Annotated in this window: 23 protein-coding genes and 1 pseudogene; 13 read left to right on the top strand and 11 right to left on the bottom strand. The window is 71.5% G+C overall.

Translation table 11 applies throughout. From position 1 onward, the window contains the following. Window positions 1-567 precede the first annotated feature (567 nt). Window positions 568-1633: pseudogene (locus ACFVVO_RS31995) on the top strand (helix-turn-helix domain-containing protein). A gap of 16 nt (window positions 1634-1649) precedes the next feature. Here ACFVVO_RS31995 and ACFVVO_RS31990 read toward each other — a convergent pair. Continuing rightward, complete coding sequence (locus tag ACFVVO_RS31990) at window positions 1650-2021, bottom strand: cupin domain-containing protein (RefSeq protein WP_390059608.1); 372 nt, start codon at window positions 2019-2021, stop codon at window positions 1650-1652. Window positions 2022-2776: 755 nt separating this feature from the next. Here ACFVVO_RS31990 and ACFVVO_RS31985 point away from each other — a divergent pair. The 6 genes from ACFVVO_RS31985 to ACFVVO_RS31960 all read left to right on the top strand — a co-directional run bounded on the left by ACFVVO_RS31985 (window position 2777) and on the right by ACFVVO_RS31960 (window position 11955). After that, window positions 2777-3793 carry a GlxA family transcriptional regulator gene (locus ACFVVO_RS31985; protein ID WP_390059606.1) on the top strand — a complete coding sequence of 339 codons (1017 nt, stop codon included), beginning with the start codon at window positions 2777-2779 and terminating at the stop codon, window positions 3791-3793. Then, window positions 3790-5568, top strand: a complete 1779-nt coding sequence (locus ACFVVO_RS31980) for a thiamine pyrophosphate-binding protein (RefSeq protein ID WP_390059604.1) — start codon at window positions 3790-3792, stop codon at window positions 5566-5568. The genes ACFVVO_RS31985 and ACFVVO_RS31980 overlap by 4 nt, the downstream gene beginning before the upstream one ends. Next, complete coding sequence (locus tag ACFVVO_RS31975) at window positions 5540-6193, top strand: SRPBCC family protein (protein ID WP_390059602.1); 654 nt, start codon at window positions 5540-5542, stop codon at window positions 6191-6193. Before ACFVVO_RS31980 ends, ACFVVO_RS31975 begins: the two co-directional genes overlap by 29 nt. Next, the gene (locus ACFVVO_RS31970) at window positions 6190-7209 is read left to right on the top strand and encodes a 3-oxoacyl-ACP synthase III family protein (protein WP_390059600.1); all 1020 of its coding nucleotides are present in this window, start codon (window positions 6190-6192) and stop codon (window positions 7207-7209) included. The genes ACFVVO_RS31975 and ACFVVO_RS31970 overlap by 4 nt, the downstream gene beginning before the upstream one ends. A 3-nt stretch (window positions 7210-7212) precedes the next feature. After that, entirely contained in the window at window positions 7213-8232 is a 1020-nt protein-coding gene (locus ACFVVO_RS31965) for a histidinol-phosphate transaminase (RefSeq protein WP_390059598.1), read from the top strand. Between the two features lie 654 nt (window positions 8233-8886). After that, complete coding sequence (locus ACFVVO_RS31960) at window positions 8887-11955, top strand: NACHT domain-containing protein (protein ID WP_390059597.1); 3069 nt, start codon at window positions 8887-8889, stop codon at window positions 11953-11955. A gap of 160 nt (window positions 11956-12115) precedes the next feature. Here the strand turns inward: ACFVVO_RS31960 and ACFVVO_RS31955 are convergent, their stop codons facing one another. From ACFVVO_RS31955 to ACFVVO_RS31945, 3 genes are all read right to left on the bottom strand, one after another. Then, the gene (locus tag ACFVVO_RS31955) at window positions 12116-12190 is read right to left on the bottom strand and encodes a 50S ribosomal protein bL37 (RefSeq protein ID WP_101896790.1); all 75 of its coding nucleotides are present in this window, start codon (window positions 12188-12190) and stop codon (window positions 12116-12118) included. A 689-nt stretch (window positions 12191-12879) separates the two neighbouring features. Beyond that, on the bottom strand, window positions 12880-13329 hold the full coding sequence (locus ACFVVO_RS31950) for an ATP-binding protein (RefSeq protein WP_390059595.1): 450 nt from the start codon (window positions 13327-13329) through the stop codon (window positions 12880-12882). 180 nt (window positions 13330-13509) lie between these two features. Further along, complete coding sequence (locus ACFVVO_RS31945) at window positions 13510-13683, bottom strand: CsbD family protein (RefSeq protein WP_390059593.1); 174 nt, start codon at window positions 13681-13683, stop codon at window positions 13510-13512. 239 nt (window positions 13684-13922) lie between these two features. Between ACFVVO_RS31945 and ACFVVO_RS31940 the strand changes: the two genes are divergently transcribed. Next, the gene (locus tag ACFVVO_RS31940) at window positions 13923-15110 is read left to right on the top strand and encodes an ANTAR domain-containing protein (protein ID WP_390059591.1); all 1188 of its coding nucleotides are present in this window, start codon (window positions 13923-13925) and stop codon (window positions 15108-15110) included. Window positions 15111-15144: 34 nt separating this feature from the next. On the opposite strand, the gene ACFVVO_RS31935 is transcribed toward ACFVVO_RS31940, so the two are convergent. The 4 genes from ACFVVO_RS31935 to mgrA all read right to left on the bottom strand — a co-directional run bounded on the left by ACFVVO_RS31935 (window position 15145) and on the right by mgrA (window position 18339). Continuing rightward, window positions 15145-16407 (bottom strand): cation:proton antiporter, encoded by a 1263-nt coding sequence (locus ACFVVO_RS31935; RefSeq protein ID WP_390059589.1) that lies wholly within the window; start codon window positions 16405-16407, stop codon window positions 15145-15147. A gap of 5 nt (window positions 16408-16412) precedes the next feature. After that, a complete protein-coding gene (locus ACFVVO_RS31930) occupies window positions 16413-16898 on the bottom strand; it encodes a cation:proton antiporter regulatory subunit (protein ID WP_390059588.1) in 486 nt (161 codons plus the stop codon). 112 nt (window positions 16899-17010) lie between these two features. Next, the gene (locus ACFVVO_RS31925) at window positions 17011-17193 is read right to left on the bottom strand and encodes a hypothetical protein (RefSeq protein WP_390059586.1); all 183 of its coding nucleotides are present in this window, start codon (window positions 17191-17193) and stop codon (window positions 17011-17013) included. Window positions 17194-17295: 102 nt separating this feature from the next. Beyond that, window positions 17296-18339, bottom strand: a complete 1044-nt coding sequence (gene mgrA, locus ACFVVO_RS31920; protein ID WP_390059585.1) for an L-glyceraldehyde 3-phosphate reductase — start codon at window positions 18337-18339, stop codon at window positions 17296-17298. Between the two features lie 278 nt (window positions 18340-18617). On the opposite strand from mgrA, the gene ACFVVO_RS31915 reads away from it, so the two are divergent. Both ACFVVO_RS31915 and ACFVVO_RS31910 read left to right on the top strand, forming a co-directional pair. Further along, the gene (locus tag ACFVVO_RS31915; protein WP_390059584.1) at window positions 18618-20162 is read left to right on the top strand and encodes an MFS transporter; all 1545 of its coding nucleotides are present in this window, start codon (window positions 18618-18620) and stop codon (window positions 20160-20162) included. Window positions 20163-20311: 149 nt separating this feature from the next. Next, on the top strand, window positions 20312-21154 hold the full coding sequence (locus ACFVVO_RS31910; RefSeq protein WP_390059582.1) for a chitosanase: 843 nt from the start codon (window positions 20312-20314) through the stop codon (window positions 21152-21154). An 18-nt stretch (window positions 21155-21172) separates the two neighbouring features. Here ACFVVO_RS31910 and ACFVVO_RS31905 read toward each other — a convergent pair whose 3' ends face one another. After that, the gene (locus tag ACFVVO_RS31905) at window positions 21173-21790 is read right to left on the bottom strand and encodes a DUF4328 domain-containing protein (RefSeq protein ID WP_390059580.1); all 618 of its coding nucleotides are present in this window, start codon (window positions 21788-21790) and stop codon (window positions 21173-21175) included. Between the two features lie 188 nt (window positions 21791-21978). On the opposite strand from ACFVVO_RS31905, the gene pgm reads away from it, so the two are divergent. Next, a complete protein-coding gene (pgm, locus tag ACFVVO_RS31900; RefSeq protein ID WP_390059579.1) occupies window positions 21979-23619 on the top strand; it encodes a phosphoglucomutase (alpha-D-glucose-1,6-bisphosphate-dependent) in 1641 nt (546 codons plus the stop codon). Between the two features lie 60 nt (window positions 23620-23679). Here pgm and ACFVVO_RS31895 read toward each other — a convergent pair whose 3' ends face one another. Continuing rightward, window positions 23680-24597, bottom strand: coding sequence for an SGNH/GDSL hydrolase family protein (locus ACFVVO_RS31895; RefSeq protein ID WP_390059577.1), 918 nt, complete (start codon window positions 24595-24597; stop codon window positions 23680-23682). A gap of 170 nt (window positions 24598-24767) precedes the next feature. After that, window positions 24768-25115 (bottom strand): DUF5133 domain-containing protein, encoded by a 348-nt coding sequence (locus tag ACFVVO_RS31890; RefSeq protein ID WP_390059576.1) that lies wholly within the window; start codon window positions 25113-25115, stop codon window positions 24768-24770. 194 nt (window positions 25116-25309) lie between these two features. Between ACFVVO_RS31890 and ACFVVO_RS31885 the strand changes: the two genes are divergently transcribed. Next, window positions 25310-25963 carry a 1,4-alpha-glucan branching protein gene (locus ACFVVO_RS31885; RefSeq protein ID WP_390059574.1) on the top strand — a complete coding sequence of 218 codons (654 nt, stop codon included), beginning with the start codon at window positions 25310-25312 and terminating at the stop codon, window positions 25961-25963. Window positions 25964-26049: 86 nt separating this feature from the next. Continuing rightward, the gene (locus ACFVVO_RS31880) at window positions 26050-26901 is read left to right on the top strand and encodes a lysozyme (protein WP_390059572.1); all 852 of its coding nucleotides are present in this window, start codon (window positions 26050-26052) and stop codon (window positions 26899-26901) included. Window positions 26902-26919 lie beyond the last annotated feature (18 nt).

Here is a 26919-nt window from a genome sequence, read left to right as displayed (position 1 = left end):
CAAGCCGCTTGACGCGTTACCTGCGTGGGATGTCTCAGTAGCTGTTCGCGGCACCAGCTCGTCCCACGGGCCTCGGTCCCTGCGGGAGCTCGGGCGGCTCGGGCTTCACAAGAGGTCACCATGGAGCGGGCTCGCACCACCAACACCAACGAGTGATCAAGCGGGGGGTGTTGACGCCCGGCGGCGCTGGACGGCGCCGATCTTTCGGTAGGCCTCGCGTGCCAGGAGGGACGTCAAACGTCCGTCCAGCATCAGCGGGCGCCAACACCAGCTGGACGGTGACGGGTGCACGGGCGCCGGCGCCGCCGATCTATCCTTGGGCATCGAGGCCGGGGAACCAATAGGCGTTCGTCCGACGCCCACGCAACTGCCACCATGAGTATGAGGACCGCGCGCCGCTCTATGCGGAGGTCTCAGCAGACCCGGTTCGCCGCAGGCATCGCAGCCCTCTACTCGAGCATTCCCACACTCCATTGGGACGCCCTTATCTACGGATTAGGTTCGCCGGGCTGGAGGTTGGGGCGGTTGGATGGGCGGTGACGTCCGTTCCGACCGCTGGGAGGTCGGGTGGCCGAGCCTGTGCGGGTACGCAGACTGACTGACCAGGAGGGTCAGCGGCTGCAGCAAATCGTGCGCCGCGGCAGCACGAGTTCGGTGCGCTACCGGCGCGCGATGATGCTGCTAGCCTCGGCCGGCGGAAACCGCGTGCCGGTGATCGCCCAGCTGGTGCAGGCCGACGAGGACACTGTCCGGGATGTGATCCACCGGTTCAACGAGATCGGCCTGGCCTGCCTGGACCCTCGGTGGGCGGGAGGCCGTCCCCGCCTGCTCAGCCCTGACGATGAGGACTTCGTCATCGAGACGGCCATCACCCGCCCGACCAAACTCGGACAGCCCTTCACCCGCTGGTCGCTGCGCAAACTGGTCACCTACCTTCGGAAAGTGCACGGCAGGGTCATTCGTATCGGCCGCGAGGCGTTACGTTGCCTGCTCGCGCGCCGCGGCGTCACCTTCCAGCGCACCAAGACCTGGAAGGACTCCCCGGATCCGGAGCGCGAGACGAAGCTGGACCGGATCGAGGAAGTCCTGCACCGTTTCCCGGACCGGGTCTTCGCGTTCGACGAGTTCGGCCCGCTCGGGATCAGCCCACCGCGGGCTCAGGTGCTGGGCCAGGCAGGGGCACCCCGACCGGCTGCCCGCCACCTATCACCGCACCCACGGGGTCCGGTACTTCCACGGCTGCTATTCGGTCGGCGACGAGACCCAGATCCGCGCCGCCCGGCCCGACGGCGCACCGATCTACGTGATCATGGACAACCTGTCCGCCCACAAAGGCGCCGAAATCCGCCGCTGGGCGAACAAGCACCGGGTCGAGCTGTGCTTCACCCCGACCTACGCGTCCTGGGCCAACCCGATCGAGGCCCACTTCGGGCCACTGCGGCAGTTCACCATCGCCAACTCCCACCACCCCGACCACATCGGGCAGACCCGGGCACTGCATGCCTACCTGCGCTGGCGCAACGCCAACGCCCGCCACCGAGACGTCCTGGCCGCCGAACGCCGCGAACGCGCCCGGATCCGCAGTGAGAAGGGCATCCGCTGGGGCCGGCGCCCCCTCAGGGCTGCAGCCTGACACCACGCCCTGCACGTCACCCGAGAATCTCGGCCGCCTTGGTCATCGGTCCTCCTGCGTCACCGGTGTTGAGCGTTTCCGCCGGTTCGAACAACAGGATGGCGGTCTCCTCGTCTGCCATGGGGCAGTGCTCGACTCCACGGGGAACCACGAACAACTCGCCAGGTTCCAGCACCACATCGGCATCCCTGAGCTGGATGGTGAGCCGCCCGCTGATGACCAGGAACAGTTCATCGGTGTCCTCATGGGTGTGCCAGACGAATTCCCCCTTCAATTTGGCCAGCTTGACCTCGTAGTCGTTGAGCACGGCCACTTTCTTCTGCGACCACAGCTCGCTGAACTGCGACAGCTTGTCGGCGAGGTTGACAGGAACAACAGATTCGGACATACGGCATCCTTATTCAGGGCCGGGCAACCAGGAGCGACCTCTCAGGCCCTCCAGACCGGCGTCACGAGCCTGCCGCGCACGGACTCCGCCGGTCTTGTACGTTCCTGGCATGGCCTCAGACCGACCCCGTACGTCCATCAGCGCCTGGAGGCCCTCAGTCCCAATGTGCCGAGTTGTTTGTCAGTGGCTGGTGCTGGCGTGGGTGTGGAGGTGTTCCAAGGCGTCGAGGACGACGGTGCGCCGGTACCAGGAGCGCCAGGCGGCGAGGTCGGCGGTGAGGCTTTCCAGTGCTGTGTACTGGGCGTTGGATGACGAATGCCCGAATGATGTGGACCGAGGAGATCATCCTTATCCGTCGCTTCTCCCGGGTCGCAGTCGGCTTCCCGACATCTTCTGATCCGGCAGGTCAGCGAGCGGCGGCGCGTACGCGAATCTGACCCTCGTGAACAGGCCAGGGTGAGGCCGCGCGTCCCCCACTCCTAACCGCCCGCCCACTCGAAGCGCGGACCGCCGCCCCTGGCATGGGGCCGTCGACCCGAAGTTGTACGAGACGGGCGCTGGCGGCATCCACCTCCTGACCGGGCCGACAGGCCACCGCACCGCCGCACCTTGTGAGCTGCCTCACCCGACGCACCCCACTCTGCGCGCGAAGTGCCTCGCCAGCGCGTTGGCCGCGTGTGCGGCGGAGCTTGGTGGCCGGATACGTCAGTAATCTGTCATTGCAGCCAGTGCGGCGACCGATACAGGCTGTGACCGTGTTGGAGCGACGTGTTGTTGTGGTGGTGTACGCGGGTGCGATGGCCCTGGACGTCACCGGACCGATCGAAGTGTTCGATACGGCGAACCGGCTTATGGGCCCCACGGGCACCCCCTACCGGACCGACTTCGTCTCCGCCGACGCACCACTGGTGCGCATGAGTTCAGGGGTGGTGGTGCATGCCTCGCCGCTGGCGGCGGGTGAGGGCCCGGTCGACACGCTTCTGGTGCCGGGGGGCTGGAGTCTCGACAACGCGCTCCGCGACCGGGAACTCGTCTCCTGGATCGGCCGTGCCGCGGCCCGGTCGCGCAGAGTCGCCTCCGTGTGCGGCGGATCATTTCTGCTGGCCGAGGCGGGCCTTCTCGACGGCAGACGCGCCACCACGCACTGGGCATACAGCGAGGCGATGGCGTGCCGCTATCCGCAGGTGACGGTGGACGCGGAGCCGATCTTCGTCTGGGACGGCCCCTTCGTGACGTCCGCGGGCGTGTCGACGGGGATCGACATGGCGCTTGCCCTGGTGGAGGCCGACCACGGGTCGGCGCTGGCACTGGAGACGGCGCGGTTCCTGGTGCTGTTCCTCAAGCGGCACGGAGGACAGTCCCAGTACAGCGCCGTCCTCGACGCCCAGTTGGCCGACCATCCGCCGATCCGGGCGGCACAGGAGTGGATCCAGCACAACCTGGACGGCCCGCTGCCCGTGGCCGAGATCGCGCGGCGGGCCAACATGAGCCAGCGCAACTTCGCGCGGGTCTTCCGGCGCGAAGTCGGCATGACACCCGGCCAGTACGTCGAGCGCACGCGTATCGCCCGGGCCCGTGAACTGCTGGAGAGCACGGACCTGACGATCGGCCAGATAGCCGGCCGCTGCGGATTCCCCGCCACCGAGACGTTCTTCCGCTCCTTCGGACGAACCCTGGGGCTCACCCCCAAGGAGTACCGGCTGCGCTTCCAGGTCATCTCGCCGTCCGGCCTCATCGACCGGCACCACGAAACGGAGGGAAGCCCCGTATGACCACCACGGCTCCAGGACCGCGCGAAGGAGCGGAATCGGTACGCCTAGTCGACTTTCTCGCCAGGGAACTCGCCAGGGCCGGCGTCACCCACATGTTCGGCGTCGGCGGCGCGAACATCGAGGACCTGTACGACGCGGTGCACCGCGTCGGCACCGTCCGCGGCGTCGTCGCCAAACACGAGTTCTCCGCCGTCACCATGGCCGACGGGTACGCGCGCACCACCGGGCGCCTCGGCGTGGTCGCCGCTACCTCGGGCGGTGGGGCGATGAACCTGGTACCGGGGCTGGCGGAGGCCCATGCCTCCCGGGTGCCCGTGCTGGCCCTGGTGGGGCAGCCGCCGACCGGCCAGGAAGGGCAGGGGGCGTTCCAGGATTCCAGCGGCAAGGCGGGCTCCTTCGACGCGCGGGACGTCTTCGCCCCTGTGTCGCGGTTCTGCGCCCGCGTCGACGACCCGGATTCGTTCGCGGAGTTACTGCCCAGGGCACTCGCTGCGGCACAGTCCACTCCCCGCGGTCCGGCCGTGCTGCTGCTGCCCAAGGACGTGCAGCAGGCCCGAATCCCGGTGCCGGCCCACGGTGAGGCGCAGATGCCGGACGACCTCGCGGCGGCATCCGCGGCACCGCCCGGCGCGGCCGCCGTCGCCGCCGTGTCGGACGCCCTCCGCAAGGCCAGCCGCGTCCTCGTCGTCGCCGGTGAGGAGGTGGCCGCCACCGGCGCGCGTGAGGATCTCGCCGCACTGGCCCGGCGCCTGGGGGCCTGGGTGGCGGTCACCCCGGACGCCAAGGACGTCTTCGACAACCGTGATCCGCGATTCGCGGGCGTGGCCGGGGTGATGGGCCACGCCAACGTCGAGGACTGCTTACGGCGGGCAGACCTGTGCCTGCTCGTCGGTACCAGGTTGCCGCTCCTGGCACGTGGCGGCCTTGACCGGGCCCTGACCGCCACCGACATCGTCTGCCTCGGCTCCGAGCCACCGTTCGTGGCAGGCAGCACGCTCGGCGGGAACCTGCGGGACGCGCTGCGCGCGGTGGCCGCCCGGCTGCCGTCCGACCCACGCCCCTGCCCACCGCACGCCGGCCCGGTGCCCGCACCGATGCCCTCTCGCCGGGCACGGGAGGGAACCGTCCCCCTCGCCCGGGCGGTCGCCGCGGTGGAGGCGGCCCTTCCCCAGGACGCGCACGTCTTCGTGGACGCCGGCAACGCGGGTGCGTGCGCGATCCATCTCCTCCCGGCACCGCGCCACGGCCGCTTCGTGGTGGCGGTCGGCATGGGCGGCATGGGCTACACCTTCGGCGCCGGCATCGGCGCCGCGCTCGCCACCGGCCGGCGCACCTACGTCCTCGCCGGCGACGGGTCCTTCTTCATGCACGGCATGGAGGTGCACACCGCCGTGGAGTACGGCGCACCCGTGACGTTCGTGATCCTCAACAACAACGCGCACGCCATGTGCGCGCTGCGGGAGCGGTTCCTCCAGGGCCGGGCCCGCGACGACGACCTGTTCGCACCCACCGACCTCGCCGCCGGAGCGGCCGCCGCCTTCCCGTCGCTGCCGGCCACGGAGGCCACCGACGCGGCGCAGCTGCGCGGGGCACTGCTGCGCGGCAACGCGGGCGACGGCCCGGCGCTGGTCTCGGTGGCCTGCGACCCGCTGGAGATCCCCCCGTTCCTTCCCTTCCGGTCCTTCGCCGCCGAAGGCACCCGAACCACCGAAACCGCCGAAGCCACCAAGAGCAAGGAGGGTTCACATGAGCGAAAAGCCGTCCACGTTGGCTGACATCCCCGGTCTGGTCCGCATCGAGAACGCCGGAAAGGAGGAACTGACCGCCCACTGCATGGAGCTGACCCACGCGGTGTACCCGCACCACCAGGTCCACGGGCAGTACTGCACCATCCACGAGTACGTCGACTGCCCGCCGGAGCAGGCGTACGACTACCTGCGCCAGGGACACCACCTGGAGGAGTGGACCTGCAGCCTGCGGGACTTCGCTCCCACCGGCACGCCGGGGCTGTGGGCCGGCAGGGACCGGCTGGAGGACGACACCACGATCTACTGCAGCGTGCTCGCCAACCGTGAGGCCATGACCGTGGACTACCACTGCTCCTGGGACCAGGGCGACAAGCTGTGGATGATCTACCTGATGCGTGTCGTACCGGCCCGGCTGGTACTCGACAGGCCCGGCTCGGTGATCACGTGGACCAACTGCCGGCACCCCTACTACGACGACAACCCGCACCCCGAGCTGGCACCCCGCCCGGAGCGGCCCTGGGTGGGCGACTACTGGGACCTCTTCTACGCGGGGCACACCCTGGAGATGCGCAACCTCAAGGCCATCCTGGAGCACCGCCACCGCAACGGTCTGCCGATCGGTTCGGCGCCGGCGAGGGCGGTGGCGCGGTGACCACGGTCAGCCTCACCGACGTCGCGAGCTATCTACCCGGCGAGCCAGTCCCCGCGGAGTTCTACACGGAGTACCCCGGAGCGGAGGACAAGCTCCGCCACCATCCCATGTTCCGGGTCCCGCCGGCACGGCACCACGTGGCCCGGGACGAGACCAACGCGGAGATGGTGGAGCGGGCCGTACAGCCGCTGATCGAACGGCACGGCCGCGCCGAGATTCGGAACGTCGACGTGCTGCTGGTGCACAGCCAGTTGCCCGATCTGCCGTTCGTGGGTGCCGGAACCGAGGTGGCGCGCCGACTCGGCCTGAACCCCGAGTGGCTCGTCGACGTGGCCAACGCAGGCTGCGCGTCCTTCGTGTACATGCTGAAGCTGTCGCGGCAGATCCTCGGCACCACCGACGCGAAGACGGCGCTGATCTGCAACGCGCAGAGCGCCGCCGGGCAGTGGTTCACCCAGTCCGAGGTGCGCAGGCTCGCCCAGGCGGCGATCCCAGGCGACGGGTGCGGTGTGGGGTACGTAACGACGTCGGCCGGGTCACCGGTCCTCGACGTGGAGACGCGGCACATCGGCGAGTACGCCGGTGACATGACGGTGGCGGTCGACGACGGCCGCAAGTACTGGGAGCCGGGAGAGTCCCAGCTGCGGATCGGATTCTCCGACGCAAGCGTGGCCAAGGTCCTGGCGCGGGGCAACCGCCTCGTGCCCGAGGTGGTCACGGACCTGTGCCGACGGCTCGGCGTAGCCAGCACCGACATCGACGTGCTCATCACCAACCAGCCCAACCGCACCTTCCTGCGGAACTGGCGCGAGGCGCTGCTTCTGCCGGCCGAACGGCACCTGCACACCTTCGACGAGTGCGGGAACCTGTTCGGAGCGGCGATCCCGGTCACCCTGGACCGGGCGATCGGCTCCGGGCAGGTGGCAAACGGCGATCTGGTGGTGCTCGCGGGCTTCGCCCACGCGGGCGACTTCGCCGGTGCCGTCGCCGTTCGCTGGCACGGCGGAGGGAACTGAGCCGTGGACGTCCCCGTGCTGCACCGGCTCGCCCTGAACGAGAGTCCGTATCCTCCGCTGCCCTCGGTGCGCGAGGCGATGCGGCGGGCCGTGGCGCAGGCCCACCGCTATCCGCAGTTCCACCCCGACGACCTCACCGAGCGGATCGCCGCGTGGTGTCGGGTGCCTCCCGACCGGGTCGCCGTGGGCAGCGGATCGGTCGGCGTGGCGCTGCAGTTGTTCCGGGCGGTGGTGCAGCCCGGCGACACGGTGGCCCACGCCTGGCGCACGTTCGACGCGTATCCCCTGCTGGCCGCCATGGCCGGCGCTCGGTCCGTCCCCGTACCGCTGTCGCCGGACGGACACCAGGATCTGGGCGCCCTGCTCGCGGCGCTCGACCACCGCACGCGGGTCGTGGTGCTGTGCAATCCCCACAACCCCACCGGCAGCCTCATCGGCGCCGAGGCCCTGTCGGCATTCCTGCGCCGGGTTCCCCGGCACGTCACCGTGCTCCTCGACGAGGCGTACGTGGAGTTCGCCCGCGGCGCCGACCTACCAGACTCGCCGGCACTCGTGGGCGCGTACACCAACCTGCTGGTCCTGCGCACCTTCTCCAAGGCGTACGGTCTCGCGGCGCTGCGGGTCGGCTACGGGCTGGGCGCCCCCTGCCTGGTAGAGCGGATCCGCGGGCAGCAGCTGCCCTTTGGGGTTAACGCGGTGGCAGCGGCCGCGGTGAAGGCCTCGCTGCCGGCCGAGAGCGAGCTGCGCCAGCGCGTGGACACCGTCGTCGCCGAACGCGAGCGGCTCCGCGGCGAGCTCGTGTCTCTCGGCTGGCGGGTCCGGGCCGGCCACGCCAACTCCGTCTGGCTCGCGGCGCCCGATCCGGTCGGAGAGGGCGCCGCGGCGCTCGCCGGCGCCGGTGTCCAGGTGCGCCACTACCCCGGCGAGGGCCTGCGGCTCACCGTAGGCGACCGGAAGGCCAGCGACGCCGTGCTGACCGCGCTGGCCGGACTGCGCGGACAGCGGGGGGCGTCGCACGCGTGAAGCACCCGGACCGGTTCATGCCGTCGGCAGGAGGGGCCGGAGCCCCCTGGCTTGACGGGGCCGGCGTCTTCCTCCGAACCGAGTCGCATCGAGGCCGGACCAAGGTCTTCCCGGAGCCGGTCGGGAGTTCCAGGGCGACGTCCGACTTGTTCAAGAGTGAGGGCGAGGCGTAGGAGCGCAGCATGGCGGCCTGATGCGACCACAGAGCGCCGTGGCTGGTGGTCGTTCGCGGGAGGACCCCGAACAGTGCCTCCGGCGTCGGCGGCGCGGTCACCTGCTTCGCGCGCTGCCGGAACCGGACCGGCTGCTTGCTGTCGTCCACGCTGACCCCCTCAACGCCGGATGGCCGACGCACATGTACTGCTCGACACAGTGATCGTAGTCCCGTATCCCTCGGCTACCGGTCATACGTCGCATCGGACAGTCAGTTGACGGCGCATCGAGACGTGGCGTCCATGCTTGTCTTCGACACCGCAGCCGTGGTGCTTGTCTGCGGCGGGGGCTGAGAGCAAAGCCGGACGCTCAACCCGCCCGGAGCCGCCTTCGCGCCGAATCCCTCGCTCGGCAGGGAAGTTGGTGATCCGCTGACCCCGCCGGGGTCGCCGTGACACGATGCCGACCTTGGGTGCGCGGGCGATCACGGGGGGTGCGGCGGTGTCGCGCAGGCTGCTTTCGTTCGGGGACGCGCTGGTGCTCCTCGGGCAGGATCCCCCCGCGACGGCCACCGTGGACCGGGCGGTCGGTGGCGCGCTGAACCTGGCCACGGGCGGCCTGAGCGGCGAGGTGCTCGGCATGCTGGGCGAACGCGGACGCATCCTGGGGCTGGGCCGTGCGGCGGCCCGGAGCCTGGGGGACCGCCTGCGCGGCGCCGACGGTCGCGCGGCGCGCACCCGGCTGCTGGAGGCGGCCCACACGGTCATCGTCGTGCTGGCGTTCTTCGAAGTGCTCCAGGAGGCGGAACTCCCCTTCTCCTGGGACGATGTACGCCTCACTCCCCGGGAACAGATGCGGCTCGTGGCCGGCCGGCCGCCCGCACCGGAGGGGCTGGCGCAGACTCTGGCCCAGGTCGACGCACCCTGTCCGGCCCCGCACCTCCCCTACGAGGACAGCCTCGTCGCGCTCGGGCAGTGGTACGAGTCCCTGGGCGGCCGCATCACGCGCTTCCTGGAGGGACTCGACCTGTGGGCCCGGCTGCCGAGCCGTGAAAGGCAGGCGGCCACGGACACCGTGCACCGGACCCTGCCGCGCCGTGCGGTGGAGCGGTACGAGGAGCTGTACCGCCGACTTGTCCAGGAGGCCCCGGAGTTCCTCTACTGGACCGGTCAGCTGGAGCACCAGGCGACGAGGGCCGAGCTGCGCCGGGCGCTCGCGCAACTGGAACGGGCCCTGGCGTCCTCCGCTGCTCTGAGCCACCCCCCGGCGCATGCGGCACGGGCACTGGCACGCGCCCACGAGGCGGCGCTCGGCCGCCGCATCCTCGCCGCCGACTCGCCTCCCGAAGGTATGCGCATGCCCACCCTGGACGAGGTCTACCTGGACCCCGACTTCAAGGTGCGCGCCGTCGGCGACCACGACAACCCCGCCGACGAGGAGTGGTGGGCCGGGGTACCGGTGCGCAGCGACCTGACGGACTACCTGGCCGGCGCCCTCACCTCACCGGGTCTCTGGGACGTTCCGCTGCTGGTGCTCGGGCAGCCGGGCGCGGGCAAGTCCGTCCTCACCATGATCCTCGCGGCCCGGCTGCCCGCCACGGGGTTCCTGCCCGTCCGGGTGGCGCTGCGCGACGTGCGGGCCGACCACGACCTCCAGGACCAACTGGAGCAGGCCGTGCGCGACGCGACGGGGGAGCGGGTCGGCTGGCCGGAACTGGTCCGTTCGGCCGGTACGGCGGTCCCCGTCCTGCTGCTGGACGGCTTCGACGAACTCCTGCAGACCACCGGAGTGCGGCAGAGCGACTTCCTCACACGCGTCGCCCGCTTCCAGGAGAGGGAGCGCGAACAGGGCAGGCCCGTACTGGCGTTGGTGACCAGCAGGACCGCGGTCGCGGACCGGGCCCAGCATCCGCCCGGCACGGTCGCCCTCCGGCTCGAACCCTTCCAGCCGGACCAGATCAGGGTGTGGATCCAGCAGTGGAACAACCGCAACGCCCGCAGCCTCGTCGCCCGTGGACTGTCCACCCTGAGCTGGGAGTTGCTGGCACCGCACCGCAGACTGGCCGAACAGCCCCTGCTGCTGACCATGCTCGCCCTCTTCCACGGCGCCGGAAACGACTTCCAAGGCGAGGACGGCCGCCCCCTGGACGAGGCCGAACTCTACGAGGCACTGCTGATCTCGTTCGCGCGGCGAGAGGTGCGCAAGAGCGCTGGGGACGCCCTGTGGGACAGCCAGGTCGACGAGCGCGTCGAGAGCGAGTTGCAGCGGCTGTCGATCGTGGCCTTCTCTATGCTCAACCGCAGGCGCCAATGGGTGGCCAGCAAGGAACTGGAGGACGACCTCGGAGCCATCTACGGACAGTCCGAGGAGCAGTCGCACAGCTTCCGCAAGCCGCTGGACCAGGCCGAGGCCGCGCTCGGCCGGTTCTTCTTCGTCCAGCGGGCCCAGTCCATCCGGGACGGGGAGCGGCTGTCCAGCTACGAGTTCCTGCACGCCACGTTCGGCGAGTACCTCGCCGTGCGCCTGGCGGTCCAGCAACTGGTACGGCTACTCGGCCACCGGCCCGCCCTGCTGCGGAGCGCGGAGCCCCTGGACGACGACCTCCTCTATGCCCTGGTGTCGTTCGCGCCCCTGTTCTCACGGCAGATGTTGAGATTCGCGCGGGCGTGCGTCGCCCGGCTCTCGGCGGAGGAGCGGGAGCGGATCGCCGACCTGGTGGTGCGGGTGCACTGGGAGCGGAGCCGGGAGGAGCGCGGGGACAAGCGGTCGTACCCGACATACAGCCCGCGCCGCATGCGTGTCTCATCGCGGCACGGCATCTACAGCGCGAACCTCGTCATGCTGGTCGTCCTGTTGACCGGCGAAACGACGGCGGCAACCCTGTTCCCCGCCGAGGACGACCCCGGTGAGGCCTGGCACGCCCACACACTGCTGTGGCGCGCCTCGCTCCCGGAAGCGGAGTGGGCGGACTTCGCCCTGGCCCTGAACGTCAGTCACGTCAGGGACGCCGCGGGCCGGGACCTGCACATTCGCCTGCGGCAGGAGGACGACGCCGCACGCCCCGAAGTCGTCGACGCCCACTGGATGTACCAGGTGACGCCGCGCGAGGCAGGGCACGTGACCTGGCATGTTGCCTACTGGGACGACATGTGGCACAAGGCCCGTCTCGCCGCCGGGACGACCGAGGGCGTGCTGCTCCAGGTCGCCCAGCCGCTGCTGGAGTCGCTGGGGCCGCTGGTGACCACCTTCAACGGTGGCGGGGGCCGCCCCGCGACCTCCGTCGTGCATGACCTGCTGCGGCTGTGGCTGGACGCCGGGTCGGCACTACCGCACGAGGAAGTCAGGCAGTTGTACGCGCGCGTCGCCGCCGGACTCGACACCGCCGGGCCGGACGTCACGGTGGGTCGGCGCCTGCTGCCCCTGCTGTGCGACCTGGTCGACCGGGACCGCGACCGGCTAGGGTCGCACGCCCGCCCGATCGTGGAGGCCCTGGTCTCCTGCCTTCCCGCGGAATTGAGGGAGCACATGAACAGGCACCACGCCGACCTGTTCGGCCTTCCCTCCGGATGAGCCGTGACCACGGCGGGGCCGGCCGCACGGACCGCGCCCCGGACTCCCGCGCACCCGTAAGAACGGCCGCACCTGGGCGTGGCCGGGGACATGGATGCCGCGGCAGCCGACCGGGCATAGGCTGCGCAGGAGCGGACCCCAGCCGCCCGATCAGGTTGGCTCAGGCGTTGGGGCGCTTGCCGTGATTCGCCTTCTTCTTCTTACGGCTGCGTCGCTTATTCCCTCGCTTAGCCATGGTGCATATCTCCCTGATTGGGGACTTTTGACGCCTTCGTCAGTCTAGATTCAACCCTGGATGCCTGCATCAGCGATTAGCAGGCGATCGCAAGAGAGATCCACTCCTGACCAAACTCGCTGGTCAGGGGCGGATGGGCCCTAGTGCGGTGGCACTGCGGCTCGGACCTGAGAAGGCTGGGCCGGCAGATTTACAGACCGCGCATCAGCCAGAACATGACCAGGGTCAGCAACCCGTCACTCCCCACGGGTACCCCACCGGCTTTCTCAGGGATCAGGTACGGACCGCCGGTTGGCGAGCCGGGCCGAGCGGCGGCGCGCCGCGAACAGCACGCCTGCGGGTCACCGCCGTGATCGCGATGGGAACGCTGACCCTCGCCGCGATTAAGACGGGGGAGCACGGTTGCACCACTCCCGTGGTGTGGACCGCGGCCGGGCTCACCCTGGTCGCCGCGCTGGTGTTCGTGCGGGCGCAGGCCCGCGGACGGTCAGGTCGGCGTCACCCTGGAGGCGGGCATCGACCCGGCCTCGCGCCAGGCCGGCAGTTGCGGCTCACTATGCCCACATCCTCGGCCGCCCCGACGACGCTGAGCTGAGCAGGAGGGTATCGCCGTCGGGGAAGGCGGTGGCGGCTTCCGGCCGGGGGCTGGGTTCGAAGGCGGCGTCCAGCGGCGGATCGGCCGCCGTGTGTCACCAGCCGGTGCCGGCGTGCAGCGCGACGGTGGCGGTGACGCGCTTGCCGCGCGGCAGCGGGGTGACCTCCAGGCCGCCGCTGAGCATGTTCACCAGGAGCAGCCCGTGGCCGCCCACCCGACCCGGGTCGGGCGGGGGCTGCCGGGGCCGGTCCGGCGACGTGTCGACGACCGTGATGCTCAGCGTGGTGGCGTCGGGCGCCAGCTCCAGCCGGAGCGTGCACGGGCCGGGAGCGTGTTTGACGGCATTGGTGACGAGCTCGCTGGCGACCAGCTGGGCATCCTGGACCGCGCGCCGGCCCGGTGCGGGCCGCGCCCGTGCCAGGAGGGCGCCGACCGCGTCCCTCGCCTCGGCGATGCAGGGAGCGCCGGAATCCCAGGTGCGGCTGTGCCGCAGGGGCCCGGGGCGGGCCCGTGTGGCCGTGTGAGTCGACAGGTGGATGTCCATGCCTCGTTGCCCTCTTCCTCCGGGGTCGGGGTCCCTTCCTGATCGAGGAGGCTCGTGCCGTCCTTGTGGCGGATACCCACTGGGGGGTCGATCAAGTACACGCGAACCGGGGCAGGCCGTGGAAATCGGGTCGTTCGATCTCCCGGCCTGCCCCGGCAGGCTGTTCCGGTTCAGTGCCGGTCAGTGCTTGAAGGCGTCCTTGCCCTTCTCCTTGGCCTCCCGGGCGTCCCCACGCGCGCCCTCCATGCGGCCCTCCGCCTCCATGCGCTCGTTGCCGACGGCGCGGCCCATGGTCTCCTTGGCCTTGCCCTTGGCCTGCTCCGCCTTGGCCTTTGCCTTCTGGTTGCCAGCCATGGGTGGTCACATCCCAACGTCGTTCCGGTGTGCGGTCGACATCCGGTTTGCCGTTCTGTCCCGGTCCAAACCCGCCCCTTTCCGCCGCGCGGTCCGACGGCCCCGCCGTCCCCGTCTCCGCTTGCCTTTTCACGACGGCCGGGAACAAGGTGGAGAAGGAGCCGGTGGGGAGCGGACGGAGGTCCGCACCGACCGGGTCGTGACATGTACGTGCACGTGAATCCCGCGGGTGGCGCGCCGTGACGGCGGGCGCCTCGCTGGCTGTGCTGCCGGTGGCCGACCGGGTGGTGGTACTGACCCTGTCGGGGACCCTGGACCGGTACGGCGCCGGCGCGCTCGGCCGCGAACTGGACCTGCGGCTGGCGCGCGCCGACCGGCGCGGGCTGCGCCTGGTCCTGGACGTCTCGGGGGTCAGCCGGATGAGCACCGAGGTCCGGGACGCCCTGGACGCCCGCACCCGGCACCTCGCGACCGGGCCGGTTCTGGTCAGCGGCGCCTGTCCCGAGGTGCGCGCCGTGCTCACGGCCGCCGAACTGCCGGGCGTCCTGCTGTGTCCCACCCTGGAGGAGGCCCTGGCGGCCGTGTGCCGCGCGGCAGCCGCCGGGCCGCGGCCCGGAGCGCCGGAAGCACCGCCGGAGGATGTGCGCAGCGAGGTGTTCGGGCTGCGGGCGAAGGCGCGCACCAGCGGGCTCATCGGGATCGCCCAGGGCATCCTGCTGGCCCGCTACCGCCTGCCCGGCCCCGAGGAGGCGTTCGCCCTGCTCCGGGACGGCTCCCAGCACCACAACGTGCCGCTGCGGGTGCTGGCCGCGGCGGTGGTGAGCGCGCCGGCGCCGCACGCGCCGGGGGAGTGGTTCCCCGGACGCCGGCACCTGCTGCCGCCCGTCCTCGCGCTGCCCGACCCGGTGGACGTACGCGACCGCCGACAGGTACTCAAGGCGGCTGTTTTCGCGGCGGTGACCCTGACGGACGCGGACGCGGCGGAGATCCACCTGCCCGACCACACCCGCGAGGAGACCCTCGTCCTGGAGGCCCACCACGCGCTGGACGCCGCCTACCGAGACTGTCTCGCCCTGGTCTGCGGTCCGCCCGCGGTGTGCGCCCGGGCCCGGGCGGCCGGCAGGCCGGTGACCGTGGCCGACGTGGCCGCGGATCCCGAGCTGGCCGGGCACCCCGTCGGCCGGGCCACGCTGGCCGCGGGCAGCCGTGCCGTGCACAGCACTCCGATGATGACCGCCGAGGGGGACTGCAAGGGGGTGCTCTCCGTGCACCGGGCGGACCCGGGCGCCTGGCTGGACCGGGGGCAGGAGGCCGCCCTCGACGAGCTGGCCGCCGACCTGGCCGCCTGGCGCTCGTGGTACCGCCGCACCGTGGTGCTGGACGCCCTGGAGTACCTGCACGCACGGGGCGGTGAGTGGGGCGGCTGAGGGGTACGGGCCCTCGTGCCTCCCGGTGCTCGGGTCAGGAGCGGCCGACCGTGTCCTGGTCGCGCCGTACGGGCTCGGCGTCCTCGGCGAGTGACGCGTCGCCCGCGGCCGGCCCGGCGGCCGGTGCCGTACGGCGGCTGCCCAGGGCGGCCAGCCGGCGGGCGACCGGTTCCGTGTAGCGGGCGGTGAGGGGTCCGAGGACCACCAGGATGAGGACGTACGCCGTGGCCAGCGGGCCGAGGTCGGAGCCGATGCCCGCGGTCACCGCGAGACCGGCGATGACGATGGAGAACTCACCGCGGGCCACCAGGGTGCCGCCGGCCCGCCATCTGCCCTTCGCCGAGATGCCCGCCCGGCGCGCCGCCCAGTAGCCCGTCGCGATCTTCGTGAGCGTCGTGACGACCGCCAGGGCGAGGGCGGGCAGCAGTACCGGCGGGATGCTGGCCGGGTCGGTGTGCAGGCCGAAGAAGACGAAGAACACCGCAGCGAAGAGGTCCCGCAACGGCGCGAGCAGGTTGTGCGCGCCCTCGGCGACCTCGCCGGAGAGCGCGATGCCGACCAGGAACGCGCCGACCGCCGCCGAGACCTGCAGTTGCTGGGCGACGCCGGCCACCAGCAGGGTCAGTCCCAGCACGACGAGCAGCAGCTTCTCCGGATCGTCGCTGGAGACGAAGCGGGAGATGTGCCGCCCGAACCGCACCGCCACCAGCAGGACCAGCCCGGCGACGCCGAGGGCCACGGCCAGTGTGACGCTGCCCGCCGCGAGACCGGTCCCGGCCAGCAGCGCGGTGACGACCGGCAGGTAGACCGCCATCGACAGGTCCTCCAGCACCAGGATGCTGAGGATCACTGGCGTCTCCCGGTTGCCTATCCGGCCGAGGTCGCCGAGGACCTTGGCGATGACACCGGAGGAGGAGATCCAGGTGATGCCGGCGAGGACGACGGCGGCGATCGGACCCCAGCCGAGCAGCAGCGCCATGACGGCACCGGGCAGGGCGTTGAGGGTGGCGTCGACGATCCCGGCCGGGTACTGGGTTCTGAGGTTCGAGACCAGGTCACTGGCGGTGTACTCCAGGCCCAGCATGAGCAGCAGCAGGACGACACCGATCTCGGCGCCGATCGCCACGAACTCCTCGCTCGCGCCGAGCGGCAGCAGCCCGCCCTCGCCGAAGGCCAGCCCGGCCAGCAGGTACAGGGGGATGGGGGAGAAGCTCAGGCGCGCGGCGAGCCGGCCCAGCAGCCCGAGGCCGAGGATGATCGCGCCGAACTCGATGAGGAAGACCGCGGAGGAGTGCATCCGCGTCACTCCCGGCCGAGGATGACGGCGGCCGCGTCGACGCCCTCGCGGGTGCCGATCACGATCAGCGTGTCCCCGCCGGCCAGCCGGAATCCGGGGCCGGGCGAGGGGATCGCCTCGGCGCGCCGCAGCACGGCCACGATGGAGACCCCGGTCTCGGTGCGCATCCGGGTGTCGCCGAGCAGCCGGCCGTTCCAGTGGGAGGCCGCGGACAGCTCGATCCGCTCGGCCACCAGGCCCAGCTCCGTGGTGGAGAGCAGGTTCGGGCTGTGGTGCGTCGCCTGGAGGGCCTCGGCCAGCGCCTGTGCCTCTGCGCCGGTGAGCCGCGCGGACAGGGCGCAGGCGTCGGGATCGTCGCCCTGGTACGCGCTGAGTGTTCTCGCGCCGTCACGGTGGGCCACCACCGACAGGCGCTGCCGCTCCCGCGTCGCCAGGTCGTACCGCACACCGATTCCCGGCAACGGCGTACTGCTGGTGCGCGCTGCGGCCATGACCGCCCCCCTGCTCGATTTGAAGGTTTCTTGGGGAAACCATTGCCGGGATCTTAACCCTTCGCGGCGCACGGCCGTGCGGGGCCCCGGTCGAGCGGGGGGAGGGTGGCAGCTAGAAGGCGGAGCCGAGGCCGCTCTCGCCGCCGTACGGGTCGGGCTGACAGGTGCGGCACAGTTCGTGCTCGCCGTCGCGGGTGACGACGGTTCCCCAGCCGAGGCAGTGCTCGCAGTGACGGGCGAGGCCGAGGTCGGGGTGGGGCGGCGGGAAGGGGCTTTGGTGGGCTCCGTAAGCCATACGGGGAGCGGCTCCTCGAGTCGCGGTCGCGGGTCCGGATGACTTCCATTATGTCCGACTTTTTCCTTATGTCTACGGGTCTGTGTCACTCAGTGCCAGACATCACCCGAGGGTTCCCTGGCGCGCCTCCCGCCACAGGTCCACGCCGCCGTCGGTGGCGTACTTGTCGATCTCGGCCAGTTCCTCGGCGCTGAACTCGAGGTTCTCCAGCGCGGCGACGTTCTGCTCCAGCTGCTCGGTGCGCGAGGCGCCGATGACCAGCGAGGTGACCCGCTCGTCGCGCAGCGCCCAGGCCAGCGCCAGCTGCGCGAGGCTCTGCCCGCGGCGCGCGGCGATGTCGTTCAGGGCGCGCAGCCGGTTCCGCATGTCCTCGGTCAGCCAGGCCGGGTCGAAGGACTTGCCGGCCGCGGCCCGCGAGTCCTGGGGCACGCCGTCCAGGTAGCGGCCGGTGAGCAGCCCCTGGGCGAGCGCCGTGAAGCCGATGACGCCGAACCCCTCCTCCTCGGCCGTGTCCAGCAGGCCGTCGGTCTCGATCCAGCGGTTCAGCATGCTGTAGGACGGCTGGTGGATCAGCAGCGGCGTGCCCAGCTCGCGCAGGATCGCGGCGGCCTGCCGGGTGCGCTCGGCGTCGTAGGAGGAAATGCCGACGTACAGGGCCTTGCCCTGGCGGACGGCGGTGTCCAGCGCGCCCATCGTCTCCTCGAGCGGCGTGGTCGCGTCCAGCCGGTGCGAGTAGAAGACGTCCACGTAGTCCACGCCCATGCGCTTGAGCGACTGGTCCAGCGAGGCCAGCACGTACTTGCGGGAGCCGCCGCCCTGACCGTAGGGGCCGGGCCACATGTCCCAGCCCGCCTTCGTGGAGATCACCAGCTCGTCCCGGTACGGCGCGAGGTCCCGCCGCAGCAACCGGCCGAAGTTGATCTCGGCGGCGCCGTACGGCGGGCCGTAGTTGTTGGCCAGGTCGTGGTGGGTGATCCCGAGATCGAAGGCGCGCAGCGCGATCTCGCGCTGGGCCTCGAAGGGGCGGTCGTCGCCGAAGTTGTGCCAGTAGCCCAGGGACAGGAGCGGGAGGTCCAGTCCCGAGCGGCCGGTGCGCCGGTAGCGCATGGTGCCGTCGTAGCGAGCGGGGTCCGCGACGTGGTTCATCGGGTCGTCTCCGGGTGGTGCCGTAGGGGGGTGCCCGTCGTGTGCGAGGGGGCATGTCCACCCTGCGCCTCCATGATTCGTAAGTCCAACCGCCGCCCGCCATGGCATTGAGCGGTCCGGTTTCTGAATCGGGGCACGGTGCGGCACCCGGTGACCGGTGGGGGCGCGATCACTTTGCTGTGTGGCGGGTGCGAAGCGGGGCAGACGAACGAGGCCCGCGGTGAGAAGGGCCGGCCGATCGGGGGCCGGGCCGGCGGGCAGTGGGAAGGGAGGCGCCCATGAGCGAGGTGACGCCTGAGGGCGAACGCCGGGCCGGGGCGAGGCCGAGGACTCCGGAGGCCGTCGCGGAACTGCCGCGCCAGGTCCGCGAAGAGCTGGCCCGCAGGCTCCGCCGCAACCGGCGGGCCTTCCGCAAGGACGACGTCCAGGTCGTCGAACCGCCGCTGCTCAGGCGCGCGGTCGGCGCCTCCGCGCTCGGCAACTGCATGGAGTGGTTCGACTTCGGCGTCTACAGCTACCTCGCCGCCACCATCGGCAAGGTGTTCTTCCCCGGCGCCTCCCCGGCGGCCCAGGTGATCTCCTCCTTCGCGACCTTCGCCGCCGCGTTCGTCGTACGGCCCCTCGGCGGCCTGGTCTTCGGGCCGCTCGGCGACCGCATAGGCCGGCAGAAGGTGCTCGCCACCACCATGATCATGATGGCGGTGGGAACCTTCGCCATCGGAATCATCCCCGGCTACGCCACCATCGGCATCGCCGCTCCGGTGCTGCTCCTGCTGGCCCGTATGGTGCAGGGGTTCTCCACCGGCGGCGAGTACGGCGGCGCCACCACGTTCGTCGCCGAGTACTCGCCGGACCGCAGGCGCGGATTCCTCTCCAGCTGGCTCGACTTCGGCACCTTCGTCGGCTACGCCCTCGGCTCGGCCCTGGTGACCGCGCTGAACCTGATGCTGACCGACGCCCAGATGCTCTCCTGGGGCTGGCGGGTCCCCTTCCTGATCGCCGGGCCGCTCGGCGTCATCGGCCTCTACATGCGACTCAAGCTGGAGGAGTCCCCGGCCTTCCAGCAGCAACTGGACGAGCACGAGAAGAGCCTGGCGCAGGAGTCGGCGGGCGGCGAGCTCAAGGACATCGTGAAGAACCACCGGCCCGCCCTGCTCATCTGCATGGGCCTGGTGCTGCTCTACAACGTCACCAACTACATGGTCACCGGCTATCTGCCGACCTATCAGACCGAGACGCTGCACCGCTCCAGCGCTTCCGCCGACGTCCTGGTGCTGATCGGCATGGTCTGGATCGTCCTGCTGATCACCTTCCTCGGCCGGCTCAGCGACCGCTTCGGCCGGCGTCCGCTGTACGCGGTCGCCGCGGCAGCCATGATCCTGCTGGCCGTTCCCGCGTTCCTGCTGATCAAGGCGGAGGGGACCTGGCCGCCGATCCTCGGCGTGCTGCTGCTGTCCACCCTGCTGGCCTGCTTCGCCGCGCCCAGTGCGGCCACACTGCCCGCGCTCTTCCCGACCGCCGTCCGCTACGCGGCCATGGGTATCGGCTTCAACATCGCCGTCGCCGCGTTCGGCGGCACCACGCCGCTGGTCACCGCCGCGCTGGTCGGCGCCACCGGCGACGACCTGATGCCGGCCTACTACCTGATGCTGGCCGGCGCGATCGGCCTGCTGACGGTGAAGTTCCTGCCGGAGAGCGCCCAGGTGCCGCTCAGCGGATCGCAGCCGATGGTGGGTTCGCAGGAGGAGCGGCGGGAGCTGATCACCACCTCGAACGAGCTGTACGCCGTCGCGCGGGAGCGGGCCGGGACGCCGCACGGGTGAGCCCGCCCGGCGGCGGCCCCGGGGAGCGCACTGTTCGATCCTACGAACTTCGCGCGGGACGGGTTACGGGTCCCCGCACACGATAGGAAACTTTCCTATCAGTTCGGCACGGACCAACTCGCAGCCCCCCACCTCCCCTTGGAGCCCCTGTGGCACATACAGACCGCAAGCCGACAGCCCACGCCCGTCTCTCCCGTCGCACCGCCGTCGTCCTGCTGGGCGCCGCCGCCACCGGCACCCTGCTCGCCGGCGGCCCGGGGGCCGCACGGGCCTCGGCCGCCGCGCCCGGCCTCGACGACCCGGCGAAGAAGGAGATCGCCATGCGGCTCGTCTCCAGCGCGGAGAACTCCTCGCTCGACTGGAAGGCCCAGTACAAGTACATCGAGGACATCGGCGACGGACGCGGCTACACCGCCGGCATCATCGGCTTCTGCTCCGGCACCGGCGACATGCTCGACCTCGTCCAGCTCTACACCGACCGCGGGCCCGGCAACGCCCTGGCCCGGTACCTGCCCGCCCTGCGCCGGGTCGACGGCACCGACTCGCACGACGGCCTGGACCCCGACTACCCCCGGGACTGGCGCAGGGCCGCCCAGGACCCGGCCTTCCAGCAGGCGCAGAACGACGAACGCGACCGGGTCTACTTCGACCCCGCCGTCGCCCAGGGCAAGGCGGACGGGCTGCGCGCCCTCGGCCAGTTCGCCTATTACGACGCCATCGTCATGCACGGCGACGGCGACGATCCCACCAGCTTCCGCAACATCCGCCGCCGTGCCCTGCGCAGCGCCAGGCCGCCGGCGCAGGGCGGCGGCGAGACGGCGTACCTGAACGCCTTCCTCGACGCGCGGGTGTGGGCCATGAAGCAGGAGGAGGCCCACAGTGACACCAGCAGGGTCGACACCGCGCAGCGGGTCTTCCTGCGCAAGGGCAACCTCGACCTGAACACGCCGCTGGACTGGAAGGTGTACGGCGACAGCTACCACATCGGCTGAAGGCCCACGGGCGAAACGCTACGACAGACGCGGCAGGCGCGCGGCGCCCGGGACCGGGAGCGCCGATCCCAGCGCGGCGGCCTGCCGCGCCGTGACCCGCTGGATCACGGCGATCGCCAGGGCGCCCGCGGCCAGTTCCAGACCTTCGGCCACCAGGAGCAGGGCGAGCGACGTCCCCTGCCCCCGGACGCCGCTCACGGCGGCGACCAGCGCGTGCCCGATCCACGTCGCCCACCAGACGTTCACCAGCACCCGGTCGCGCCGCCCGGCCGCGCCGGGACCGTGCGCGCGGAGGACGTCGAGGACAAGCCCCCGCGGCACCCACATGTTGATCACCGGGATCAGCCAGGAGAGCACGGCCCACGGGGCCGAGCCCGGGAGGGGGCTGGGGCACAGCGACTGCGCGATGCGCCGGCAGCGGGTGAACCAGACCAGGAACAGCACGGTCGCGACCATCATCAGGTTCACGTACACCTGGGACGCGTGCCCCGTCACGCTCACGGGCGTGTCCCGCGGATGGAGGTCGTGCGCGCGCACGGTCACGGCCCGGAAGACGTCCGCCACGGCCGCCGCGGCCACGGCGGCCTGAGCGAAACGGGCGAGCAGCCAGGGAGCCTTGACGGTGGGTCCGGGCACGGGCGGTTACCTGCCTGACGTAGGGGCACACGGGAGCGTGGCTGAAGATGATCGTCGGAGAAGCGGATCATAGGGCAGTCCGGAGTGCGGTGCGGCCCGATCGGCGCGGGCGCACTCGCACGCCGGGGCCCCGACGGGGAAAGATGGGCCCCGAGCGATCGATCACACCGATGCGGAGGAGCGGACTCATGCCGCACGAGCGAGCGGGACGGCCGGCCGGTCCCGAGGACCTCATCGACGTGGCCCGACTGGTCACGGCGTACTACGCGCTGCGTCCCGACCCGGCCGACCCCGGCCAGCGGGTGGCGTTCGGCACGTCGGGACATCGGGGTTCGTCCCTGGCGAGTGCCTTCAACGAGGACCACATCGCCGCCACCAGCCAGGCCATCTGCGAGTACCGCACGGCACAGGGCGTGGACGGCCCGCTGTTCCTCGGCGCCGACACGCACGCCCTGTCGGAGCCCGCCAGGGTCACCGCGTTGGAGGTGTTCGCGGCCAACGACGTGACCGTGCTCATCGACAGCGCGGACGGCTACACCCCGACCCCGGCCGTCTCGCACGCCATCCTCACCCACAACCGGGGCCGAGACAGCGGTCTCGCCGACGGCGTCGTCGTGACCCCGTCGCACAACCCGCCCGCCGACGGCGGCTTCAAGTACAACCCGCCCAGCGGCGGTCCGGCGGCCTCGGACGCGACGTCCTGGATCCAGGACCGCGCCAACCAGATCATCACGGGCGGCCTGAAGGAGGTACGGCGGCTGCCGTACTCCCGCGCGCTCGCCGCCGGCACCACTCAGCGCTACGACTTCCTCGGCGCCTACGTCGGCGACCTGCCGAGCGTCCTGGACCTCGACGCGATCCGCGCGGCCGGGGTGCGCATCGGCGCCGACCCGCTCGGCGGTGCCTCCGTCGCCTACTGGGGCCGGATCGCGGAGCAGCACCGCCTCGACCTGACCGTGGTCAATCCGAACACCGACCCCACCTGGCGGTTCATGACGCTGGACTGGGACGGCAAGATCCGCATGGACTGCTCGTCGCCGTACGCCATGGCCTCGCTGATCGAGCAGCGCGACCGGTTCCGTATCGCCACCGGCAACGACGCCGACGCCGACCGGCACGGCATCGTCACCCCGGACGCGGGCCTGATGAACCCCAACCACTACCTCGCCGTCGCCATCTCCTACCTCTTCCGGCACCGCGAGCGGTGGCCCGCCGGCACCGGCATCGGCAAGACCCTGGTCTCCTCCACGATGATCGACCGGGTCGCCGCCGACCTGGACCGGCAACTGGTCGAGGTGCCGGTCGGGTTCAAGTGGTTCGTGGACGGGCTCGCCGGCGGCACCATCGGCTTCGGCGGCGAGGAGTCGGCCGGGGCGTCCTTCCTGCGCCGGGACGGCTCGGTGTGGACCACCGACAAGGACGGCATCCTGCTGGCCCTGCTCGCCTCCGAGATCACGGCGGTCACCGACCGGACCCCGTCGGAGCACTACGCCGGCCTGACCGCCCGCTTCGGCGAACCCGCCTACGCCCGCATCGACGCCCCGGCGACCCGTGAGCAGAAGGCGCTGCTCGCCAAGCTGTCCCCGGCCCAGGTCACCGCCGACACCCTGGCGGGTGAGGCGGTCACCGGCGTCCTCACCGAGGCGCCCGGCAACGGCGCCGCCATCGGCGGGATCAAGGTCACCACCGCCAACGCCTGGTTCGCGGCCCGCCCTTCGGGCACCGAGGACGTCTACAAGGTCTACGCCGAGTCCTTCCTCGGTCCCGACCACCTCGCCCGGGTGCAGGAGGAGGCCAAGGGCGTGGTCCAGGCCGCGCTCGGCGGCTGAGCCCCGCGGACCGTACGACGGCCTCGGCGCGCCCGCGCCGGGGCCGTCGCCGCGCGGTGCTCAGCCGCGCCCGTGTCCGTGGTCCAGCCGGTCCAGCACGGTCCGCGCCATGGCGTCCTCGCCCCGCGCGTTGGGATGTGCGGGGGCCGCGGGCGCGGCCGGCCGCAGCGGCTCGATCCAGCGGTCGGCGGGCGCCTTGCACATGTCGTGGTCCACCGTGGGCCCGTAGGTGTCGACGTACTCGACCCGGTTCCACGCGGCGACCGTGCGCAGCATCAGGTTCAGCCGCTTCTCGGTGTCCCGGAGGTAGGGGAAGTCCTTCGCCGCGAACGGCACCGCCGGGAAGCAGCCGACGCCGTCGTCGGGGAGCAGGTCCGGGTAGCCGACGAGGAGGACCCGCGCGTGCGGTGCGCGCCGGTGCACGGCCCGCAGCACCTGGTCGATCTTCGGCGCGGTCCGCAGGACGGCGAGCGCCAACTGGTCGTACCCGGCGGCCTTGTACGAGCGTTCGCAGGGATTGCCGGCCGGTTCCTGGGCGCCGAGACGGGCGCAGGTGCCGATGATCGAGCCGAACCCGACGTCGTTGCCGCCGATCTGGACCGTCACCAGGTCGGTGTTCCGGTCCAGCGCGTCGAGCTGTGCCGCGTTGCTCCCCTGCGCCTGCCACATCTCGTTCGTCGTGGCCCCGGCGCAGCTCACGTCCTCGAACGTGCTCGCCCCACGCCACGAGGCCAGCAGCGAGGGGTAGTTGTGGTCGGAGCGGGCGCAGTCGGCGTTCACCTGCCGCGGGATGAGCGGGCCCGAGGTGTAGGAGTCCCCGAGGGAGACATACGTGAGCTCGTGGCCGTGTCCGACGGGGTGGGCGGCGGCGGGCACCGTGGCGGCGACGACGAGGGCGCAGCCCCCGAGTGCCGTCCCCAGTACGGTGGTCCGCCGCCGGCCTCTCGCCCCGTCGGCCGCGCGCGTGTCGTTCGCCATGGTTCCTCCCCCAGAGGCCGGGCACACGGCCCGCCCCAGCGGCGGTCCGCGTTTCAACTGGGCCTGTATACCGCCCAGTAGGTCGCGCGGGCCATAAGCGGGAAGGAACATTCGCGGCCGCCGGGGGAGGGGCGGGCGCGACTGCGCGCGCCGCGCCGGCAGCCGTACCGTCAGACCCCGGACGCCGGTTCCGCCACGGCGGCGGGGTCCGTCATGGCGGCGGGGTCCGTCATGGCGGCGGGGTCCGTCATGGCGGCCCGGTCCATCAGGGGAGCCGTGTCCAGCACGGCGGTGGGCCCCAGCAGCGAGTCGTCCTCGGGGCGCGCTCCGGACAGGCGGTGACGGGCGGCTATCAGCGCCATGTCGACGTCCTTGGTCCCCGTGGCCACGCACAGCGAGTAGGCGATGTCCGCCAGCCGCTGCCGGGCCTGCGGAGTACTTTCCTCGGCTCCGAGCAGCGTGAGGGTCTCGTACTGGGCGATCAGGTCCTTCAGTACCGCGGGGTGTGCCATCAGCATGAGATCCGCCTTCCTGGTGCGAAGCCGACGTCGATCAGGTCGGGAGCCGACTACCCGCGCCCCGGCCCGGCATGTCCCCCGATCCGCCGCGAACCCGATCCGCCCGTCGGCCCCCGGCGAAGCCGATCATGCCGTCGCACGGATGTGAAAAGCTGGGGGCGCCCATGTCCCCACGACCCAGGAGGAGTTGGCGCATGGCCGTCATCCACCGCACCACCCTCACGCCGACCAAGCTGGAACTCCTCGCCGAATGGCTGCCCACCCGCCCCTGGTACCGCGGGGGACCAGCCCCGGAACTGGAGAAGTCCGGCGGCTTCCGGCTGGACGATCCGGCGGGCGAGGTCGGGATCGAGTTCATGGTGACCACCGACACCTCCGGCCCCGAGCCGGTCGCCTACCTGGTCCCGCTCACCTACCGCGGCGCCCCGCGGGCCGGCGGCGAGCACGCGCTGATCGGCACCTCGGAGCACGGTGTGCTGGGCAGGCGCTGGGTCTACGACGGCTGCCACGACCCGGTGCTGGTCACCGAGCTGCTCTCGCTGATCGAGGGCCGGGCCCGGGCCATGGCGCAGAGCATCACCGACGCACCCGACCGTGAGGTGACCCGCGCCTACACCGGAGTGCCGTTCCCCCGGGGGGAACTCACCCCGCGCCCCGCCGACGACGAACACGGCACCCACCTGCCCGTGCCGCACGGCACGACCCTTCATGTCCACCGCGTCCCCGTCTCCGTCGCCGGGAACCCGCCGCGGCCCGACGGCGACCCGCTCGGTCATGTCGCGGGCGGCTGGCCGGGACCGGACGGCACCCGCCTCGGCGCCGTGCTCATGACCCTGGGCACCCGCTGAGCACCGCACCCGCATGGCCGAATGTCCGGTCGGAGTGACACCGCACGGCCGTATCCGGAGTGCGGTGCGGTCCGACCCCGGGTCAGATGGATCCCGTGCGAAGCCATATAACCCTTCATCGCCGCCGCTCACGCTGGTCCGTCACCGGCGCTCTGACCGGCCTCCTACTGTCCCTGACGACACCCGCGGCCGTGCCCTCGCCGGCCGGCGGGTCCACGCCCGAGCGCGGTAGCGCCTACATGGGCATCGGAGTACTGACCCACGACGGCACCGGTCCCACGGACGAGGCCACGCCGACGGTTCCCCGGGCCACCCAGACCGAAGGCGTGGACGTCGCCAGCTACCAGGGCAACGTCGCCTGGCCGACGCTGTGGAGCAGCGGCGTCCGCTGGGCCTACACCAAGGCCTCGGAGGGGACGTACTACACCAACCCCTACTTCAAGCAGCAGTACACCGGGTCCCATGACGCCGGCATGATCCGCGGCGCCTACCACTTCGCTACCCCCGACACCACCAACGGCGCCACCCAGGCCGACTACTTCGTCGACCACGGCGGCGGCTGGTCCAAGGACGGCAAGACCCTGCCCGGTGTGCTCGACATCGAGTGGAACCCGTACGGCGACGACTGCTACGGGAAGTCGCAGAGCGGGATGGTCACCTGGGTCCGCGACTTCCTGAACCGCTACAAGACCCGCACCGGCCGCCACGCCGTCATCTACACGGCCACGAGCTGGTGGAGCCAGTGCACCGGCAACTACGGCGGCTTCGGCGCGAACAACCCGCTCTGGATCGCCCGTTACGCCTCGTCGGCGGGCACGCTGCCCTCGGGCTGGTCGGCGTACACCATGTGGCAGTACACCTCCACCGGTCCGACGGTCGGCGACCACGACAGGTTCGACGGGTCGGTGGACAAGATCGTCGCGCTCGCCAAGGGCTGACGTGCCGTCGAGGGCGGG

Origin of the sequence: Streptomyces sp. NPDC058145 (genome assembly GCF_042884245.1) — a bacterium.
Classification (GTDB): domain Bacteria; phylum Actinomycetota; class Actinomycetes; order Streptomycetales; family Streptomycetaceae; genus Streptomyces.
This window is presented reverse-complemented; position numbering and strand designations above follow the sequence as displayed.